Genomic DNA, 17,983 nt, shown 5'->3' with positions numbered 1-17,983 from the left:
GCGCCGGGCCGTACGCCTGCCCCCGCGCCGCCCGGACCCGCCGCCTCGGGGAACGCGCCGGGACGGAAAACCGGTGAGAGCGGTTACGACCGAGGCGCACCACTGCTCGCGCGGGACGAGTGCGAGAAGCTGGAGCAGCGGATGCGGCAGGCGCTGACCGGGTTCGTCGACGAGCCTCGGGAAGCGGTCGCCGAGGCGGATCAGGTGCTGGAGGATCTGGCGGCGCGGTTCACCGAGGCGGTCGCTCGACGGCGGCGGACGGTGCGGGGAGCGTGGCAGCGAGGGGAAGGGGACCGGGGGCCGGCGCCGGACTCGACCGCCGCCGTCTCTGTCTCTGACCCTGACTCCGCCTCCGGGGACACCGAGCGGCTTCGGCTGGCGATGCGGGACTACCGGGAGTTGTGCGAGCGGTTGCTGCGCGTCTGAGGGCGGTGGCGTCCGCTCAGGCCACGCACCCTCAGGCGCCGGCCGTCGTAGGGCGGTCGGTGTCCGGAGGGGGCGTACGCCTGCGCTCGCGCCACTCCTCGACGACCGCCTCGACGTCGTACGGCTTCTTGCCGAGCGGCGGGCCGGGTGGCGGACGGAACATCATGTCCCGGATCTTCGCGTTGACTTCGGTGAGGATCTTGCGGACCGTGAACTCCGACGGGGCCTCCAGCGCCGCCGCGAGCGCGTCCTCCGCCTCCTTGCGCAGCGCCAGCGCCGGCGGGAGCGCCGACAGGCCCTCGCGCGCCATCTTCCGCCTGATCCACCAGAGTTCGTCGTACGAGGAGTCGACGCCGGCCGGGAGGGGCTTGCCCGCGCCCGTGAGTCCGTCGAACTCGCCGCGGGCCTGCGCGTCCTGGATCTGCTTGTCCACCCAGGAGTCGAACGGCACGCCCGGTGGCTTTCGCTCGGTCATGCGTCCATTGTGCCGGACGCGGTGTGGCCGGGCGATTTATCATTTCCGCCGCTGTGCAATGCCGTTTCGGACGCTGTGAACTCGGGGTCCGGGGGGTTGGGACATACCGGGCGGACGTCCGGCGGACACACAAGGGGAACGCACGTGCTCGAACTCACCATGGCCTCCGTCTCCGCGGTGGAGGAGGGGGCCACGGCAGGGATGCTGATGGCCGACGCGCCCAGCGAACCGGGGGCGGTGCTGCGGGTGGGCCGCGACACCTCGGTCTGCCGGCTCGCCACCCCTCAGGACTGGCTCTTCGTCTCCCGCGTCCACCTCGAATTCCTCTGCGGTCCCGAGGGCGTCTGGCAGGTCACCTGGCTGCGCGGCTCCCAGGACGACCCCTCCTCCGAGGTCCGCGTGCTCTCCGGCCAGTACGCCCAGCCCATCCCCTACGGCACCACCCTCACGCTCCCGCGCGGCGGCTCCGGCGAGATCATCATCACCGACCGCACGAGCCCTCGCAGCGTGAACGTCGGCTTCTACCACGAGGGTTGAGACCGGACGGGGTGCTGTCGCCGGGGGGCGCGGTGCGAGCCGCGTTCGCGAAGTCGCCGTGGCTCTCCGGGCGGCCTCGCGCTTCCCGGGCGGCTCGTCTCCCGGGTGGCTCGTCTTGAGGTCGGCCGGGTCCGGCACAGTCAGGTGCGCCGGACCCGCCCGGTCTCCGTGGGTCTCCGCCGGGCGCCGCCGTCAGGTGTTCCCGCGCCGTTTCCGGACGGTTCAGGGCAGGACTCTGGCCAGCGCGAAGCCGTCGTACCCCTTGGCGCCGACCGTCTGGAGGGCGGTGCCGGTGAGGCGGGGGTGGGTGGCGATGAGGTGGAGGGCGGCGCGGGTGCCCTGGATGTCGGGGGCGGGGTTGCCGGGGTCGACGACCTTGCCGGAGCGGACCACGTTGTCGACGACGATGAGGCTGCCGGCGCGGGTCAGCTTCAGGGCCCACTCGACGTAATGGGGGTTGTTCGCCTTGTCCGCGTCGATGAAGACCAGGTCGAACGGGGGCGGGTTCTCGTCGGCCAGGAGGGGGAGGGAGGTGAGGGCCTCGCCCACCCGGACCTCCACGATCTTGTCCAACCCGGCCCGCGTGATGTTCCGTTCGGCGACGTCCGCGTGTGCGCGGCTGTACTCCAGCGTGATCAGTCTGCCGTCCGCCGGGAGGGCTCGGGCCAGGCAGATCGTGCTGTAACCGCCCAGCGTGCCGATCTCCAGGATGTGGCGGGCTCCCTGGATCTCCGCGAGCAGTTGGAGCAGCCGCCCTTGACTGGCCGACACACTGATCGGTGGCAGCCCCGCCGCCTCGCTCTCCCTCAGGGCCGCCGCCAACACCTCGTCCCTGAGGCCCAGTTCCTCCTCGAAGTACCCGTCCACCGCTGCCCAGAGCTGCTGGTCGCTCATCGTCCCCTGCCTCCTCCACACGTCCTGCCAGCCCAACGCCCACCACACTCCCCACAGTTCCCGCTCCCGCCCCGGTTTCGAGTCATTCACCCGTTCGGGTCAGACCCTCTCGGGGAGGCGGGGGAGGGGTGCTCTCAGCTCACCCCCCTGCCCTGCCGCGGCGCCGGCGACACCCTGCGGTGCCGCTGGCGGCTGCCGTACGTGTTCTGGTTCAGGGGCGGCGCGCAGAACGGGTACTTGTGGAGGCGCCGGCTGTCCATGGGCGACATGAACAGGGGGGTCGTCCCGTCGTCGGCCGCGGCCGGTGCGGGAGGGGCGTACGGCGGCACAGGGGGCACGATCGGCGCGGCGCTCGGCATCGGGGGCACGGGGGGTGTGGGACGCGGGGCGTCGTAAAACGCGTGATCGTCACCGGCTCCCGGGACGCCGATCGAGGGCGGGGCCTCCGGCATCGGCGGAACGCTGAAGTCGCCCTCCGCGACGAAGGGGATCCCGACCGTGGGAGCGGCCTCCGGCATGGGCGGCACCGACCCCATCGGCACCGACCCCATCGACACCGCCCCGACCGGAACCTCCACCGGGCCGGGGAACTCCCCGCCCACCGGATCCGTCTCCGGCATCGGCGGAACGCCGGACACCGTGTCCGGACCGAAGAAGTCCTCCCCGCCCGTCACTTCCCTCCATTCCCACGGAACCCGACTCCCCGCCCCACTCGGAACCTCGTCCCCAGCCTGGCGGAAAGCCTCGTCCCCCACTCCGGGCGACGCCCCCACAGTCGGCGCCTCCGCCGGCATCGGCGGTATCCCGCCCATCCCCGCGCGCGGGACCTCGACATGCCCCGCCCCACCCCGCACCCGCGCGCGAAGTGCGTCGAGCGCGTCGGTCACGCGCGTGGTGAGGCCGATCGGGCGGGTCTCCTCCGTGGTGCCGGTCATGAGTGCCGTGCTCCTTTCTGGTGGTGCGGGGATGGCGGAAGCCGTGATGAGTTCCGGGGCCGACGCGGGGACGCCTTCCGAGGCTGACGCGGATGAGCCCGCCGGGGCCGACACGGGGACGCCGTCCGGGGCCGACGGGGGAACGTCGTCTGGGGCCAACGCGGGCACGCCTTCCGAGGCTGACGCGGACGAGTCCACCGGGGTCGACGCGGACATGCCCTCTGGAGCCGACGGAGGAACCTCCTCCGGAGCCGCCAGAGGCGCAACCCCGGAAGCGGACGCAGACGTGCCCGCCGGAGGCGACGCGGGGACGCCGTCCGGGGCCGACGCGGACGAGTCCACCGGGGTCGACGCGGACATGCCCTCTGGAGCCGACGGAGGAACCTCCTCCGGAGCCGCCAGAGGCGCAACCCCGGAAGCGGACGCAGACGTGCTCGCCGGGGCCGACGCGGGCACGCCTCCGAACCTCGGCGTACGCATGCCCTTCGCCCCCTCCGCTCGCCCTCCCGCCCCTCCACGCGCGCGTACGGCCAGCCGAATGGCGGTCGCGGCCAGCGCGAGGATCGCCGCTGTCGCCGCGAGGAGCCATGCGGGGATGCCGGTGACGGTGTCGAGGCGGCCGGCGGAGACCTCCTGGGGCACCAGGAGACGTCGGTCGGCGGTGACGGTGAGTGTTTCACCGGCGTACGCGGGCGCGGCCGGCTGGAGGACGAACGGCATCAGGAGAACGAGGAGCCCACGCGCGCGTGGAGACGTGGATGAACCCTTCGCCGCCCGTGATCGTCTCCACGGAAAACCGACCACCATGCTCGACGCCCTCCGTAGTCATCCGTCACTACCCGTAGTGCCATGACCCGCGCGGGTCTACGACGGTACGGGCGGAGCAGGCGTTGTGTTCGGCAGCCGAGCCAAATCACGCCCATGGGACGGTCGAAAACGGCCCCCGAGGGCATGACCGCGCCTGCCACGCACTATCGTCTTCCGGACAAAAGGAGATGGGCTGCCAGGTGAAGCAGGGGTGACCTGCGTCTCTGTCAGGGGGAGACGGCGTGCCCGTAGGGTTCGTCCGGAACGGACCCCTGGTGGACTTCCGGGAGAATCACCAGACAAGCGGAATCGAACGAACGGGGCGGGAGGCCTACCAGCCGTGGCGAATGCGGAGCACAGCGGGCGACCGGCGGAACCCTTCGGGGCGGCCGTCGTCGACCCCGCGGACGCACGACAGGCGCGTCTGCGCGCGGCCCGCATAGGCCTGTGGCTGCTCGTGGCGGTCCTCGCTGTCCGGCAGGTCGCGGTGGTCCTGTCCACCCCGCGCGGGGAGCGCCTGACGGCCCTGGAGACCTGGGTCGGGGCAAACGGCGTCCTGCACGTCAACGGCTCGCTGTACGACTCCTCGCAGTTCACCGGCACCCCCTTCGGCGGCCTCGTCCTCAAGCCGCTCACGAAGGCCGCGGAAGACGCCCTGGGCTGGGGCTGGACGTTCGGCACGCTGCTGCTCGTCGCGGCCCTCGGCATCGTCGTCGCCCGCGCGCTCCCGCAGCCCGTGAGCCGCCGTACGGCCCTTCTGGCGGCCCCCGTCGCCATCAGCCTCCTGATGCTGTCCCTGCCCGTCCGCAACACCCTGTGGCTGGGCCAGACCAGCATCATCCCGGTGCTGCTCGTCCTCCTCGGCTGCTTCGTCGCGCGCGGGCGGTACGCCGGCGGCGTCCTCATCGGCGTCGCCGCGGCCCTCCAGCCGACCGTCCTGCTCTTCGCCGCGCTCCTGTGGCTCACGCGTCGGCGCCGGGCCGCCGCGACGGCCGTCGGGACGTTCGCCGGAGCGACGCTGCTCGCCTGGGCGGCGATGCCGCACGACTCGTACACGTACTGGGTGCACCACATCGCGGGCACCGGTCTCGGCGACAAGGCCGACGACCTCGCCAACCAGTCCCTGCACGGCGCACTGCTGCGCGCCGGGCTGGCCGGGCCCCTCGAAATCGGCCTGTTCCTCGCGCTCGGCGCCGCCGTCGCCGTCCTCGGCGTGCGCCGCGCCGTGCGCTACGCGCAGGACGGCCAGCTTCTGCTCGCCGTCGCGATCACCGGCTGCGCCGCCGTCGCCGTCTCGCCCACGACCTGGCAGCACCAGCTGCTGTGGGTGCTGCTCGCCGCCGTCGGGCGGGTCGGGAAGCGGGCCTCCGACCGGTACGTGTGGCCCGTCGCCGTCGTCCTCGTGATGACGCTTCCGGCCAAGATGATGCTGCCGAACGTGCCCGCGCTGTACCAGGTGCGCGACGACATCGTCCTGTTCGCCGCGCTCGCCGCCGCGACGCTGGTGCCGTTCCTGTCCCGAAAGGACCCGCTGTACGCGGCGCCGACGCCCACGGAGTACGCGGCGCCGGTGCCCGCGCGCTGGCGCTGGGTGCCGCTGCTGCCGTTCCTCCGGCGCGTCCTCACCCGCCCCAACCTCCTCCTGGAGCTGCTCCTCATCCGCGTCACGTACGCGGCGTACGCGAAGGTCCGCCTCGCGGCGACCGGGGACAACGACGCGGCGGGGCGCGTCCGCGCGGAGGGGCACGGGCAGGAGATCCTCGACATCGAGCGGTTCCTGCACATCGACATCGAGCACGCGGTCAACCACTGGATCGTCGGCGTCCCGGTACTGCGCGACTTCTTCGACTTCTACTACGAGTCCTTCCACTTCGTCGTCCCGCTGGCGGTCCTCGCGGTCCTCTACTGGCGCCGCCCTGTCGACTACCGCTGGGCCCGCGCCTCCCTCGGCTTCGCCACCCTCCTCGCCCTCGTCGGCTTCTGGCTCTACCCCCTGGCGCCGCCCCGCCTGATGCCCACCCTCGGCATCATCGACACCGTCCACGGCGTCCAGGACTTCACCAAGCCGGACTACGGCGCGCTCACGGCCCTGACCAACCAGTACGCCGCCATGCCCTCCCTCCACTTCGGCTGGTCCCTCTGGTGCGGCCTCGTCATCGCCGCCGTCGCCCCCAAGTGGTGGATGAAGACCCTCGGCCTCCTCCACCCCCTCTTCACCGTCTCCGCCATCGTCGCCACCGGCAACCACTGGGTCCTCGACGCGGTGGGCGGCGCGGTCGTCGTCGGCGGCGGGTTCGGGCTGTCGTACCTGTTCATGGGGCCTCGGGCCCGGACGGTGACGACGGCTGCGGTGTCCTCGGGGGACAGGGAACCGGAGAGAACGGTCGCGGCGCCCACGGCGAGCTGAGGCGACGCCCTGTTCATCACCGTCCGCCACTCCAAGAACCCCGCAGACCCCAACTCACCTTCCAGCCCACGGCGTTCTCAGAGTTCGGAGCCCGGACCCGGCCCCACCGCCCCTCAGAGCCGCTGAAGAATCGTCCCCGTAGCCAGCGCACCCCCCGCGCACATCACGACCAACGCGAACTCCTTGTCCGTCCGCTCCAGTTCATGCAGCGCGGTGGTGATGAGCCGAGCCCCGGTCGCGCCGACGGGGTGGCCCAGGGCGATGGCACCTCCGTTGACGTTGACCTTCGTCAGGTCCTGGCCGAAGACGCGTGTCCAGCTCAACACCACGGAGGCGAAGGCCTCGTTGATCTCGACGAGGTCGATGTCCTTGAGGGACATGCCGGCCTTGCCGAGGACGGCGTGTGTCGCGTCGATGGGGCCGTCGAGATGGTAGTGGGGGTCGGCGCCGACCAGCGCCTGGGCGACGATGCGGGCCCGCGGTTTCAGCTTCAGCGCGCGGGCCATCCGTTTGGACGCCCACATGATCGCGGCGGCGCCGTCGCTGATCTGGGAGGAGTTGCCGGCGGTGTGGACGGCGGTCGGCATGATGGGCTTGAGGCCGGCCAGGGCCTCCGGTGACGTGTCGCGCAGACCCTCGTCCCGGTCGACCAGCCGCCACATCCCCTGCCCGGCGGCCTGTTCCTCCTCGGTGGTGGGGACTTGGACGGCGAACGTCTCCCGCTTGTAGCGCTCCTCCGCCCAGGCGGTGGCCGCGCGCTGCTGGGAGAGGACCCCCAGCCCGTCGACGTCCTCCCGCGTCAACTCCCGCCGCCGGGCGATGCGTTCGGCGGCCTCGAACTGGTTGGGGAGGTCGACGTTCCACTCGTCGGGGAACGGCTTGCCGGGGCCGTGCTTGGAGGCGGCGCCGAGGGGGACGCGGGACATCGCCTCGACGCCGCAGCTGACACCGACGTCGATGACACCGGCGGAGATCATGTTGGCGGTCATGTGCGCGGCCTGCTGGGAGGAGCCGCACTGGCAGTTGACGGTTGTCGCGGCGGTCTCGTACGGCAGGCCCATGCTCAGCCAGGCGGTCCGCGCGGGGTTGGCGGACTGCTCGCCGGCCTGGGTGACCGCGCCGCCGACGATCTGCTCGACCGCGTCGGCGGGAATGCCGGTGCGGCCCAGGAGTTCACGGTAGGTCTCACCCAGGAGATAGGCGGGGTGGAGGTTGGCGAGCGCGCCGCCGCGCTTGCCGATGGGGGTACGGACTGCTTCCACGATCACGGGTTCGGCGGCCATGGGGGCGGATTCCTTCCGGGGGCCGGGTGCGGAACCGGGGGTAACTAGTACGTGTTCTAGTTCCGTTGCCAGTCTGCTGATGTGGCGTACGTCACCGCAAGGGTCTTGCAGCCTCAAGCGCTCTGAACTACGGTCACCGCACCTATTTCTGATGAGCCGTCAGATGGCGGGAGTCGTCTCATGCCCTGTCCAGCGCTTCCCGAGGGGTTCGACTTCACCGACCCCGACCTGTTGCACACCCGAGTCCCCCTCCCGGAGTTCGCCGAGCTGCGCAGTGTCGAACCGGTGTGCTGGATACCGCAGTCGGGCAATGTCGCGGGTTTCCAGGACGAGGGGTACTGGGCGGTCACCCGGCACGCCGACGTCCGGTACGTCTCGACCCACCCCGAACTCTTCTCGTCCTCCGTCAATACCGCGATCATCCGCTTCGGCGACCACATCGAGCGCGCGTCCATCGAGGCGCAGCGCCTGATCATGCTGAACATGGACCCGCCGGAGCACACCAGGGTCCGTCAGATCGTCCAACGCGGCTTCACGCCACGGTCGATCCGCGCGCTGGAGGACCGGCTGCGCACCCGCGCGCATGCCATCTGCCAAGAGGTGCGCGGCAGTTCGGACCCCTTCGACTTCGTCACGCAGGTCGCCTGCGAGCTGCCGTTGCAGGCCATCGCCGAGCTGATCGGGATCCCGCAGGGCGACCGGGACCGGATCTTCGACTGGTCCAACAAGATGATCGCGTACGACGATCCCGAGTACGCCATCACCGAGGAGGTCGGTCAGCAGTCCGCCGCCGAGATCATCGCGTACGCGATGGACATGGCCGGCGAGCGGAAGAAGTGCCCGGCGAAGGACATCGTCTCCACGCTGGTCGCCGCCGAGGACGAAGGGAACCTGAGCTCCGACGAGTTCGGCTTCTTCGTGCTGATGCTGGCCGTCGCCGGGAACGAGACGACGCGCAACGCGATCACGCACGGCATGCACGCGTTCCTGACGCACCCTCAGCAGTGGGAGCTGTACTGTCGCGAGCGGCCCTCGACGACCGCCGAGGAGGTCGTCCGCTGGGCCACGCCTGTCGTGTCGTTCCAGCGAACGGCCACGCAGGACACGGAGTTGGGCGGGAAGCGGATCAAGAAGGGTGAGCGGGTGGGGCTGTTCTACGCCTCCGCCAACCACGATCCCGAAGTCTTCGACCGGCCGGGCGAGTTCGACATCACCAGAGACCCGAACCCCCACCTCGGGTTCGGAGGCGGGGGTCCGCATTACTGCCTGGGCAAGTCGCTGGCGGTGCTGGAGATCGACCTGATCTTCAACGCGATCGCCGACGCGATGCCGGGTATCCGGTTGGTCGAGGATCCCAGGCGGTTGCGCTCGGCCTGGATCAACGGCGTGAAGGAGCTGAGGGTCAGCGCCAGTTGATCAGTACCAGCCGTTCGACTGCCAGAAGCTCCACGCGGCGGACGGGCTGCCGTACCGCGAATTCATGTAGTCCAGGCCCCACTTGATCTGCGTGGCGGCGTTGGTCTTCCAGTCGGAGCCGGCCGAGGCCATCTTCGAGCCGGGGAGGGCCTGGACGAGGCCGTAGGCGCCGGAGGAGGAGTTCGTCGCGTTCACGTTCCAGCCGGACTCGTGCTCGACGATGTGCGAGAACGCGTTGTACTGGGTCGCGTCGGGGATCAGCTGCTTGGCGATCGCCTGCGCCTGGGAGGCGGAGTCCGTGGACGCGGTCGCCGCGTGGGCGGGGGCCGCGGTGAGGGCCATGCCGACGGCGGCGGTGGCCACGGCGGCGGTGGAGAGGGCCTTCTTGGGGGACAGGGCGATGCGGCGGACGGCAGCGAAAGACACGGGAACCTTTTTCTTCGGGGACAGGGCTGTCGCTCGCGCCGGGGGAGTCTCACCCCCGGTCAAGCGGTGGCGCCGAGGCCCCTGGGGGCTTGTCGGTGCCGTGCGACGTCAACCAGAGAAGCAGGCTCCGGGGGGTGCCCGCAAACACCCCCTTTACTAGTTTTCGTCGCATTGGGGGGTGTCGCGGTTCGTGTGACCTGGGTCTCAATGTGCAGGTCAGGAGGTGTTTTGAAGCGGACATGACCCACGTCCTGGACTACGAGGAGGCTTCGTAGGTGACGTGGGTCATGTGGGGTGGTTCACCGGCTGAAGAGCACCGACCTCAGTGGCAGCCCGGGGCCCCAGGCGTGCGGAAGGACCGTGAACATGCCTCCCGTGCAGTCCGGGTTCTCGAAGCCCACGGCCGTCGCGTCCGTGTCGTTGCGCAGGGCGTGGGCCGGGGAGCTGGCACCCGGGTCCGCCACCTCCGGCAGCGTCACGCACTGCGCGCCCGGCGGATTCGCCAGCGCCGTGACCTGCGGAGCGCCGTTCAGGCCGCTGTAGCTGTAGAAGAACTGGCCCGTGGCCGCCGACGCCGACGTGGGAACGGCGACGAGCAGGGCCAGGGCGCCGGCCGCTGCGGCCAGGGTGGTGCGGATGCGCATGTGCGCGGTCCTTTCGGGGGGTTGAGCGTTACGGCGGAACCACTGCCCGTGACCAAGTGGGTGCATGCCGTTACTCACTCGTACGAAGGAGCGCGCGCCGTACGTTCACTCCACCGCCGCGTACCTCACCGGGCCGCTCCCCGGCACCGCCTCCACCCGGCCCGCCTTCACCAGGCGCCTGATGTGCGCCTCCGCCTCCGACACCGCGATGTTCCGGGAGCCGTGCGGGATCTGCGCCCAGGGGCGGTTCCACTCCATGCGCTCCGCGAGCTGCCACGGCGTGAGGGGCGTTGTCAGTAGCGCCTGCAATGCTGAAAGTCGCTGGTCGTGGTGGGCGAGCAGGGCCTGGACGCGGGCCGGGGCGTCGGTGAACGCGTACTGGTGGGCGGGGAGGATCTCGGAGGGGGTGAGGCGGGCTGTTCGTTCCAGGGAGTCGAGGTAGTCGCCCAAGGGATCGGTGACGGTCGCGTCGTCCGGGTCCTCGTACAGGCCGATGTGCGGAGTGATCTCGGGGAGGAGGTGGTCGCCGGAGAAGAGCCGGCCCTTGCCGGGGAGGTTGTGCGGGTGGGCCTCCTCCAGGTGCAGGCAGACGTGGCCCGGGGTGTGGCCCGGCGTCCAGATCGCGCGCAGCCGCCGGCCCGCCAGCGGGAGGAGATCGCCGGGGACGATCTCCCGGTCCGGGATCGCCGGGGAGAAGCCCGGCAGCGGGCGGTCCGGGGGGCGGCGCAGCGGCGCCACGTGCGCTTCCGGCGCACCCGCCGCCACGAGCTTCGCCGACATGTACGTGTACCAGCGCTCGGGACGCGTCTCCCGGGTGCGGCGGACGATCGCCGCGTCCGCCGCGTGCATCGCGATCCACGCGCCCGACGCGTCGCGAACCCTGCCGCAGAGGCCGTGGTGGTCCGGGTGGTGATGCGTGACGACGACGCCGGTCACCTCCTCGACCGACGTACCGCACGCCACCAGCCCCGCCCTGAGGGCGTCCCACGACGCCGGGTCGTCCCAGCCGGTGTCGATCAGCACCGGGCCGTCGTCCGTGTCCACCACGTAGACCAGCGTGTGGCCCAACGGGTTGTCCGGGATGGGGACTTGGAGGGAGCGGACGCCGCCGCCGTGGTCGTACGTCCTGGGCTCGTGCTCTTCGGTCCCCGTCATGTGCCCTCCGATGCCCGGCGCTCCATGGCCATTGCCCACTATAACTAGAACTGGTATCAGTTCCTGAAACACCGTCAGAAACCGGGGTCGACACCGAGGGCGTGGTCGCGATGGGTGAGGTTGTGGAGTACGGACAGCTCGTTATCGGTGGGGAGTTGGTGGATCCGTCGGGGGACGGGGTGATCGAGGTGGTGTCGCCGCACACCGAGGAGGTCATCGGGCGGGTGCCGCACGCGTCGTTCGGGGACGTCGACCGGGCGGTGGGGGTGGCTCGGCGGGCGTTCGACGAAGGGCCCTGGCCCCGGCTGTCGTTGGAGGAGCGGATCGCGGTCGTCACGCGGATCAAGGACGGGATCGCCGCGCGGCACGAGGAGTTGGCGCGGGTCATCTCGTCCGAGAACGGGTCGCCGTACTCCTGGAGCGTGCTCGGGCAGGCGCTCGCCTCGATGCTGGTGTGGGACTCCGCGATCACCGTCGCCCGGGGGTTCGTGTTCGAGGAGCGGCGGGACGGGGTGCTCGGGAAGATCCTCGTGCGGCGCGAGCCGGTCGGGGTGGTGGCCGCCGTCATCCCCTGGAACACACCGCAGTTCGTCGCCGCGTCCAAGCTGGCGCCCGCGTTGCTGACCGGCTGCACGGTCGTCCTCAAGCCGTCCCCCGAGGCTCCGCTCGACTCCTATCTCCTCGCCGAGATCTGCCGGGACGCCGGGCTGCCCGAGGGCGTGCTGTCGGTTCTGCCCGCCGATCGGGAGGTCGGGGAGTACCTCGTCGGGCACGCCGGGGTCGACAAGGTCGCGTTCACCGGGTCCGTCGCCGCCGGGAAGCGGGTCATGGAGGTGGCCGCGCGGAATCTGACGCGGGTCACGCTGGAGCTCGGGGGGAAGTCCGCGGCGATCGTCCTTCCCGACGCGGACGTCGACACCGCCGTCGCCGGGATCGGGCCCGCCGCCTGGATGAACAACGGGCAGGCGTGCGTCGCGCAGACGCGGATCCTGCTGCCGCGCGAGCGGTACGACGAGTTCGCCGAGGCGTTCGTCGCGGCCGTACGGGAGTTGAAGGTGGGGGACCCGCTCGACCCCGCCACCCAGATCGGGCCGCTGGTCGCGCGGCGGCAGCAGGAGCGGAGCTTCGAGTACATCCGGGTCGGGCAGGAGGAGGGGGCCAAGGTGCTCACCGGGGGCGGGCGGCCCGAGGGGTCCGACCGGGGGTGGTACGTCGGGCCCACGCTGCTCGGGGGCGTCGACAACGGCATGCGGGTCGCCCGGGAGGAGATATTCGGGCCCGTCATCTGTCTCCTTCCCTACGGGGACGAGGAAGAGGCCGTGCGGATCGCCAATGATTCCGAGTACGGGTTGAGCGGGAGTGTGTGGACCGGGGATGTCGAGCGGGGCGTCGATATCGCCCGGCGGGTGCGGACCGGGACGTACAACGTGAATACGTTCAGCCTCGATATGCTCGGGCCTTTCGGGGGGTACAAGAACAGCGGGCTGGGACGGGAATTCGGACCCGAAGGGTTCGGGGAATACCTGGAGCACAAAATGATCCACCTGCCGGCCGGGGCCTAGCCGTGGGCGATAGGTGGCGGCTCGACGTGGATCGGTCCCTGTGCATCGGGTCCGCGCAGTGCGTGCATCGGACCGGGGGGTTCTTCCGGCTCGACGAGGGGCGGCAGTCCCGGCCGGCCGAGGTGGAGACGGACGCGAACGAAGGGGTTCTGGAGGCGGCGGAGAATTGTCCGGTCGAGGCAATTTCCATTGCCCTTGCGGGGAGTGGGGAAGTGGTGTTTCCGCCTGAGGAATAGGGGGGTGAGGGGGCGCGGGTGAGGCTGCGTCTGTGGCTGGTCGTGCCCGCGCGGCGGTAGCCGCACATTGATAGCCCCGCGCCCCTGGTGGGTGGCGGGTGTCGCCGGTTCGGTACGACGGGAAGGAAGGCGGCGCTACCGTGCCGCCGGGGGAGTTTCGGCGGGAAGTGTGCCGGCAGGGGACGTCAGGTCGATCAGTTTGCAGACCGTTTCGATGTCGATTTTCACCTGGGCGATGGAGGCGCGGCCGGAGAGCCAGGTGATGAGCGCGGAGTGCCAGGTGTGTTCGATGACGCGGACAGCGGAGAGCTGGGCGGGGGTGGGGTCGGGTTCACCCATGGCGTCGAGGATCAACGCGGTTGTCTGATGGGAGACTTGGTCCACCTCGGGGCTCACGCTTCGGTCGGCGAAGGTCAGCGCTCGCACCATCGCGTCGGCCAGATGGGGCTCGCGTTGCAGGGCCCGGAATGCCCGCATCAACGCTTCGGAGACTCGCGCGCCAGGGGATTCCGAGGTGGGGGGTTTCTTTTTGAGGACCGTGTGCATCTGGGAGAGCTGGTCCTGCATGGTGGCCACCAGAAGGTGGACCTTCGAGGGGAAGTAGCGGTAAAGGGTGCCCAGGGCGACCTGGGAGGACTCCGCGACCTCCCGCATCTGGACCGCGTCGAAGCCGCCCCGGCTCGCGAGCTGGGCCGTCGTGTGGAGGATGCGCCGGCGGCGGGCCTGCTGGCGTTCGGTGAGGGGGGAGGCTGGTGGTTCCGGGGGCATGGGTACCGTCCGTGGGGCCGGGTGATCGTGCGGTGGGCGGCGATGGGCCGGAGAAACGGTAGGCGGCTGTGGGCCGGAACGGGTGCACGGCCACGGTGCGAACCGGTGCCCGGCCGCCCTGCCGACCGGCACCCCGCCGTGGTGTGAATCACCTGATCCACTGCTCACAGGCCCCCTACCTGCCGGTAGATTCGGAGCCTCCCGGACGCTGAAGTCTGAAACTTGTTCTAGATTAGCGTCCCGGCGTAGTCTCGCCCACGCGCAGGCAGAAGGGGGCCCGGAGTGACCGCTGAGGCCAGTCGGGCCAACTCGGCGACCGACGGCGGGCGTTCGCTCGCGATCGCATTGCTCACCTACAAAGGGAACCCGTTCTGCGGCGGCCAGGGCGTCTACGTCCGCCACCTCTCCCGCGAACTCGCCCGCCTGGGCCACCGCGTCGAGGTCATCGGCTCCCAGCCGTACCCGGTGGTCGACGACGGAGTCACCCTCACCGAACTCCCGAGCCTCGACCTGTACCGCTCCCCGGACCCCTTCCGCACCCCGAAGCGCGACGAGTACCGGGACTGGATCGACGCCCTCGAAGTCGGCACGATGTGGACCGGCGGCTTCCCCGAGCCGCTCACGTTCTCGCTGCGCGCCCGCCGCCATCTGCGCGAGCGGCGTGGGGAGTTCGACGTCGTCCACGACAACCAGACCCTCGGGTACGGCCTGTTGGGAGACGTCGGCGCACCTCTCGTCACCACCATCCACCACCCCATCACAGTGGACCGCCAGTTGGAGCTGGACGCGGCGCAGACCTGGCAGAAGCGGTACTCGGTGCGCCGCTGGTACGGGTTCACGAGCATGCAGAAGCGCGTCGCCCGCCGCCTGCCGTCCGTCCTCACCGTCTCCGGCACGTCCCGCCAGGAGATCGTCGACCACCTCGGGGTGCGCGGCGACCGCATCCACGTCGTCCACATCGGCGCCGACACCGACCTGTTCTCCCCGGACCCCGCCGTCCCGGTCGTCCCGGGCCGCATCGTGACGACGTCCAGCGCGGACGTCCCCCTCAAGGGCCTCGTCTTCCTCGTCGAGGCGCTCGCGAAGGTGCGGACGGAGCAGCCCGGCGCGCATCTGGTCGTCGTCGGGAAGAAGCCGGCCGAGGGGCCGGTCGCGGGCGCGATCGAGCGGTACGGCCTCGAAGGCGCCGTCGAGTTCGTCAAGGGCATCTCGGACGAGGAGCTGGTCGCGCTGGTGCGGTCGGCGGAGGTCGCGTGCGTGCCGTCGCTGTACGAGGGGTTCTCGCTGCCGGCCGCCGAGGCGATGGCGACCGGCACGCCGCTGGTCGCGACGACAGGCGGCGCGATCCCCGAAGTCGCCGGCCCCGACGGCGAGACGTGCCTTGCGGTGCCCCCCGGTGACGCGGGCGCGCTGGCCGCCGCGCTGAGCCGGCTCCTCGCCGACCCGGAGCTGAGGGCCCGCCTCGGAGCGGCCGGCAGAGAACGCGTACTGTCCCGTTTCACCTGGGCACGCGCCGCCGAGGGCACGGTCGCGCACTACCGTGAGGCGATAGCCAGGAGCGGTGGGGGACACCGCGCCGGGGCCACGCACCCCGCGTCCGCCGAGGTTTCCGGTGCGCGCACCGGCGTTTCTCCCACCCCCACCCCCGAAAGCAGGACCACGTGCTGACCGTCGACTTCTCCCGGTTCCCGCTCGCCCCGGGGGACCGTGTCCTGGACCTCGGATGCGGGGCCGGGCGCCACGCGTTCGAGTGCTACCGGCGGGGGGCGCAGGTCGTCGCGCTGGACCAGAACGGGGACGAGATCCGCGAGGTCGCGAAGTGGTTCGCGGCGATGAAGGAGGCCGGGGAGGCGCCCGAGGGGGCGACGGCGACCGCGATGGAGGGGGACGCGCTCGCGCTGCCGTTCCCCGACGAGTCGTTCGACGTCGTCATCATCTCCGAGGTGATGGAGCACATCCCGGACGACAAGGGTGTACTCGCCGAGATGGTACGGGTGTTGAAGCCCGGCGGGCGGATCGCGATCACCGTCCCGCGCTACGGTCCGGAAAAGGTGTGCTGGGCGCTCTCCGACGCTTACCACGAGGTCGAGGGCGGGCACATCCGCATCTACAAGGCCGACGAGCTGCTGACGAGGATCCGGGAGGCCGGCCTCCAGCCGTACGGCACGCACCACGCGCACGCCCTGCACTCCCCGTACTGGTGGCTGAAGTGCGCGTTCGGCGTGGACAACGACCAGGCGCTGCCGGTGAAGGCGTACCACAAGCTGTTGGTGTGGGACATCATGAAGAAACCGCTTGCGACACGCGTCGCCGAGCAGGCGCTGAACCCGCTGATCGGCAAGAGCTTCGTGGCCTACGCGACCAAGCCGCACCTCCCCCGGGTGGACGCCAAGTGAGAACCCCCCGGACGGAACACCTCGTCCTGCCCGGGGTCCTCACCGCCGAACAGGCCGTGGCGACCGTGCGCGGCATCCTCGCCGTGCAGCGCGACGACGGGGCGATCCCCTGGTTCCGGGGCCACCACCTCGACCCCTGGGACCACACCGAGGCCGCCATGGCCCTCGACGCGGCCGGCGAACACGCCGCCGCCGAGCGGGCGTACCTGTGGCTCGCCGAGCACCAGAACGAGGACGGCTCCTGGTACGCCGCGTACGCCGACGGCGCGCACGACGACGTCACCGACGCCGCCCGCGAGTCCAACTTCGTCGCCTACGTCGCCGTCGGGGTCTGGCACCACTATCTCGCCACCGGCGACGACACGTTCCTCGACCGGATGTGGCCCGTCGTGTACGCGGCCGTCGAGTGGGTGCTGCGGCTCCAGCAGCCGGGCGGGGAGATCGGGTGGCGGCGCGAGGACGACGGGACGCCCACGAACGACGCGCTGCTGACCGGGAGTTCGTCGGTCCATCACGCGTTGCGGTGCGCCCTCGCCATCGCCGAGCAGCGTGAAGAGCCGCAGCCCGACTGGGAGTTGGCGGTCGGTGCGCTGCGGCACGCGATTCGCCGGCATCCGGAGCGGTTCCTCGACAAGGGGCGCTACTCCATGGACTGGTACTACCCGGTCCTCGGTGGGGCGTTGACCGGCTCCGAGGCCAAGTCCCGGGTGGAGGAGGGGTGGGAGCGGTTCGTCGTGCCCCGGTTCGGGGTGCGCTGTGTCGTCCCCAACCCCTGGGTCACCGGCGGGGAGTCCGCCGAACTCGCCCTGACGCTCTGGGCGATGGGCGAGTCCGACCGGGCCCTGGAGATCCTCCAGTCCATCCAGCATCTGCGCGACCCCGAGTCCGGGCTCTACTGGACGGGGTACGTCTTCGACGACGACGCCGTCTGGCCGCGCGAGTTGACGACGTGGACGGCGGGGTCGCTGCTGCTCGCCGTCGCGGCGCTGGGGGGCGACGAGGCGACGTGCGCGGTGTTCGGGGGCGAGCAGTTGCCCGTGGGTCTGGACCCCGACTGCTGCTAGCGCCTGCGGCCCAGGTTCGCGACCGCGTGTCCGATCACCAGGTAGACCACGGCCGCGAGCCCGTACCCGGCCACCACCCGCGCCCACCTCTCGTCGAACGAGAACAGATCACGCGACCAGCCCGCCAGCCAGTCCGCCACGTCCCGCACGAACCGCACGAACTCGTTCGCCCGGTCCGCCTCCAGCAGGTCCAGCGTGATCCACAGGGCGAGAACGAGGGCCAGCACATCGGCGACCCCCGCGACCAGCGAGCCGACACCTCTGCCGCTTCGATCCGGAGACATGGAGGACGGGTGTCCCGGAGGGCGGGGGTGAAACCTGCGGGGGGCCGTGTGGGGGCTGGGGTGTGGTCGGGTGCGGCTGTGTGGGCGGCTGGGGGCGTTTCGCTCACCGATCACGTCCCGTCGAGTGGTGTGGCCGGTCGGCTGTGGCTGCGCCGCAGGTCGCGGTCGATGATGCGGGCGATGTCCCGTTTGGTGTAGCCGGCCTGCTGGAGCCGGTCGGCAAGTCGGGCGGCCTCGTTCAACTGCCTCTGGTTCCCGGGCTGGTTGC

General features: G+C 71.0%; 18 protein-coding genes. 9 read left to right on the top strand and 9 right to left on the bottom strand.

Annotated features, from left to right (window positions below; all coding sequences use genetic code 11):
- Positions 1-426 (top strand): hypothetical protein (locus ACVNF4_RS19215; protein ID WP_461804074.1); only part of this gene is annotated, 426 nt, incomplete at its 5' end.
- Between the two features lie 31 nt (positions 427-457).
- Here ACVNF4_RS19215 and ACVNF4_RS19210 read toward each other — a convergent pair.
- Complete coding sequence (locus ACVNF4_RS19210; RefSeq protein WP_461804073.1) at positions 458-901, bottom strand: DnaJ family domain-containing protein; 444 nt, start codon at positions 899-901, stop codon at positions 458-460.
- Between the two features lie 144 nt (positions 902-1,045).
- Here ACVNF4_RS19210 and ACVNF4_RS19205 point away from each other — a divergent pair, with 144 nt between their 5' ends.
- The gene (locus ACVNF4_RS19205) at positions 1,046-1,438 is read left to right on the top strand and encodes a hypothetical protein (RefSeq protein ID WP_461804072.1); all 393 of its coding nucleotides are present in this window, start codon (positions 1,046-1,048) and stop codon (positions 1,436-1,438) included.
- A 222-nt stretch (positions 1,439-1,660) separates the two neighbouring features.
- Here the strand turns inward: ACVNF4_RS19205 and ACVNF4_RS19200 are convergent, their stop codons facing one another.
- Positions 1,661-2,332 carry an O-methyltransferase gene (locus tag ACVNF4_RS19200; protein WP_461804071.1) on the bottom strand — a complete coding sequence of 224 codons (672 nt, stop codon included), beginning with the start codon at positions 2,330-2,332 and terminating at the stop codon, positions 1,661-1,663.
- A gap of 134 nt (positions 2,333-2,466) precedes the next feature.
- Positions 2,467-3,267 carry a hypothetical protein gene (locus tag ACVNF4_RS19195; protein ID WP_461804070.1) on the bottom strand — a complete coding sequence of 267 codons (801 nt, stop codon included), beginning with the start codon at positions 3,265-3,267 and terminating at the stop codon, positions 2,467-2,469.
- Positions 3,268-4,414: 1,147 nt separating this feature from the next.
- Here ACVNF4_RS19195 and ACVNF4_RS19190 point away from each other — a divergent pair.
- Positions 4,415-6,481, top strand: coding sequence for a bifunctional glycosyltransferase 87/phosphatase PAP2 family protein (locus tag ACVNF4_RS19190; protein ID WP_461804069.1), 2,067 nt, complete (start codon positions 4,415-4,417; stop codon positions 6,479-6,481).
- Positions 6,482-6,594: 113 nt separating this feature from the next.
- On the opposite strand, the gene ACVNF4_RS19185 is transcribed toward ACVNF4_RS19190, so the two are convergent.
- Entirely contained in the window at positions 6,595-7,764 is a 1,170-nt protein-coding gene (locus ACVNF4_RS19185; RefSeq protein ID WP_461804068.1) for a steroid 3-ketoacyl-CoA thiolase, read from the bottom strand.
- 180 nt (positions 7,765-7,944) lie between these two features.
- Here ACVNF4_RS19185 and ACVNF4_RS19180 point away from each other — a divergent pair, with 180 nt between their 5' ends.
- Positions 7,945-9,180, top strand: coding sequence for a cytochrome P450 (locus tag ACVNF4_RS19180; protein WP_461804067.1), 1,236 nt, complete (start codon positions 7,945-7,947; stop codon positions 9,178-9,180).
- Here the strand turns inward: ACVNF4_RS19180 and ACVNF4_RS19175 are convergent, their stop codons facing one another.
- The 3 genes from ACVNF4_RS19175 to ACVNF4_RS19165 form a co-directional block, all read right to left on the bottom strand.
- Positions 9,181-9,606, bottom strand: a complete 426-nt coding sequence (locus tag ACVNF4_RS19175) for an aggregation-promoting factor C-terminal-like domain-containing protein (protein WP_461804066.1) — start codon at positions 9,604-9,606, stop codon at positions 9,181-9,183.
- Positions 9,607-9,905: 299 nt separating this feature from the next.
- Positions 9,906-10,250, bottom strand: coding sequence for a hypothetical protein (locus tag ACVNF4_RS19170; RefSeq protein ID WP_461804065.1), 345 nt, complete (start codon positions 10,248-10,250; stop codon positions 9,906-9,908).
- Between the two features lie 105 nt (positions 10,251-10,355).
- A complete protein-coding gene (locus tag ACVNF4_RS19165) occupies positions 10,356-11,405 on the bottom strand; it encodes an MBL fold metallo-hydrolase (protein ID WP_461804064.1) in 1,050 nt (349 codons plus the stop codon).
- A gap of 110 nt (positions 11,406-11,515) precedes the next feature.
- Here ACVNF4_RS19165 and ACVNF4_RS19160 point away from each other — a divergent pair, with 110 nt between their 5' ends.
- Together ACVNF4_RS19160 and ACVNF4_RS19155 are read left to right on the top strand one after the other, a co-directional pair.
- Positions 11,516-12,967, top strand: coding sequence for an aldehyde dehydrogenase (locus ACVNF4_RS19160; protein WP_461804063.1), 1,452 nt, complete (start codon positions 11,516-11,518; stop codon positions 12,965-12,967).
- Between the two features lie 2 nt (positions 12,968-12,969).
- Positions 12,970-13,203, top strand: coding sequence for a ferredoxin (locus ACVNF4_RS19155; protein WP_461804062.1), 234 nt, complete (start codon positions 12,970-12,972; stop codon positions 13,201-13,203).
- A 135-nt stretch (positions 13,204-13,338) separates the two neighbouring features.
- Here ACVNF4_RS19155 and ACVNF4_RS19150 read toward each other — a convergent pair whose 3' ends face one another.
- The gene (locus ACVNF4_RS19150; RefSeq protein WP_461804061.1) at positions 13,339-13,971 is read right to left on the bottom strand and encodes a TetR family transcriptional regulator; all 633 of its coding nucleotides are present in this window, start codon (positions 13,969-13,971) and stop codon (positions 13,339-13,341) included.
- A gap of 282 nt (positions 13,972-14,253) precedes the next feature.
- On the opposite strand from ACVNF4_RS19150, the gene ACVNF4_RS19145 reads away from it, so the two are divergent.
- Genes ACVNF4_RS19145 through ACVNF4_RS19135 form a run of 3 tightly spaced genes read left to right on the top strand, consistent with a single transcriptional unit; the run spans position 14,254 to position 17,431 of the window.
- A complete protein-coding gene (locus ACVNF4_RS19145; protein ID WP_461804060.1) occupies positions 14,254-15,639 on the top strand; it encodes a glycosyltransferase family 4 protein in 1,386 nt (461 codons plus the stop codon).
- Positions 15,633-16,367, top strand: coding sequence for a class I SAM-dependent methyltransferase (locus ACVNF4_RS19140; protein ID WP_461804059.1), 735 nt, complete (start codon positions 15,633-15,635; stop codon positions 16,365-16,367). The genes ACVNF4_RS19145 and ACVNF4_RS19140 overlap by 7 nt, the downstream gene beginning before the upstream one ends.
- The gene (locus ACVNF4_RS19135; RefSeq protein ID WP_461804058.1) at positions 16,364-17,431 is read left to right on the top strand and encodes a prenyltransferase/squalene oxidase repeat-containing protein; all 1,068 of its coding nucleotides are present in this window, start codon (positions 16,364-16,366) and stop codon (positions 17,429-17,431) included. The genes ACVNF4_RS19140 and ACVNF4_RS19135 overlap by 4 nt, the downstream gene beginning before the upstream one ends.
- On the opposite strand, the gene ACVNF4_RS19130 is transcribed toward ACVNF4_RS19135, so the two are convergent.
- Positions 17,428-17,715: a hypothetical protein gene (locus ACVNF4_RS19130; protein WP_461804057.1), complete on the bottom strand. Its 288-nt coding sequence runs from the start codon at positions 17,713-17,715 to the stop codon at positions 17,428-17,430. The two genes, ACVNF4_RS19135 and ACVNF4_RS19130, sit on opposite strands and share 4 nt — an antisense overlap.
- Positions 17,716-17,983 lie beyond the last annotated feature (268 nt).

Source organism: Streptomyces sp. S6 (genome assembly GCF_054880855.1).
The sequence above is the reverse complement of the archived record's forward strand: the minus strand, read 5'-3'. Positions and strand labels throughout refer to the sequence as shown.

Excerpts from the sequence above, each read along its gene's own strand:
- ACVNF4_RS19210 (WP_461804073.1), bottom strand. The coding sequence starts at position 901 with ATGACCGAGCGAAAGCCACCGGGCGTGCCGTTCGACTCCTGGGTGGAC.
- ACVNF4_RS19200 (WP_461804071.1), bottom strand. The coding sequence starts at position 2,332 with ATGAGCGACCAGCAGCTCTGGGCAGCGGTGGACGGGTACTTCGAGGAG.
- ACVNF4_RS19195 (WP_461804070.1), bottom strand. The coding sequence starts at position 3,267 with ATGACCGGCACCACGGAGGAGACCCGCCCGATCGGCCTCACCACGCGC.
- ACVNF4_RS19185 (WP_461804068.1), bottom strand. The coding sequence starts at position 7,764 with ATGGCCGCCGAACCCGTGATCGTGGAAGCAGTCCGTACCCCCATCGGC.
- ACVNF4_RS19180 (WP_461804067.1), top strand. The coding sequence starts at position 7,945 with ATGCCCTGTCCAGCGCTTCCCGAGGGGTTCGACTTCACCGACCCCGAC.
- ACVNF4_RS19170 (WP_461804065.1), bottom strand. The coding sequence starts at position 10,250 with ATGCGCATCCGCACCACCCTGGCCGCAGCGGCCGGCGCCCTGGCCCTG.
- ACVNF4_RS19165 (WP_461804064.1), bottom strand. The coding sequence starts at position 11,405 with ATGACGGGGACCGAAGAGCACGAGCCCAGGACGTACGACCACGGCGGC.
- ACVNF4_RS19160 (WP_461804063.1), top strand. The coding sequence starts at position 11,516 with ATGGGTGAGGTTGTGGAGTACGGACAGCTCGTTATCGGTGGGGAGTTG.
- ACVNF4_RS19150 (WP_461804061.1), bottom strand. The coding sequence starts at position 13,971 with ATGCCCCCGGAACCACCAGCCTCCCCCCTCACCGAACGCCAGCAGGCC.
- ACVNF4_RS19130 (WP_461804057.1), bottom strand. The coding sequence starts at position 17,715 with ATGTCTCCGGATCGAAGCGGCAGAGGTGTCGGCTCGCTGGTCGCGGGG.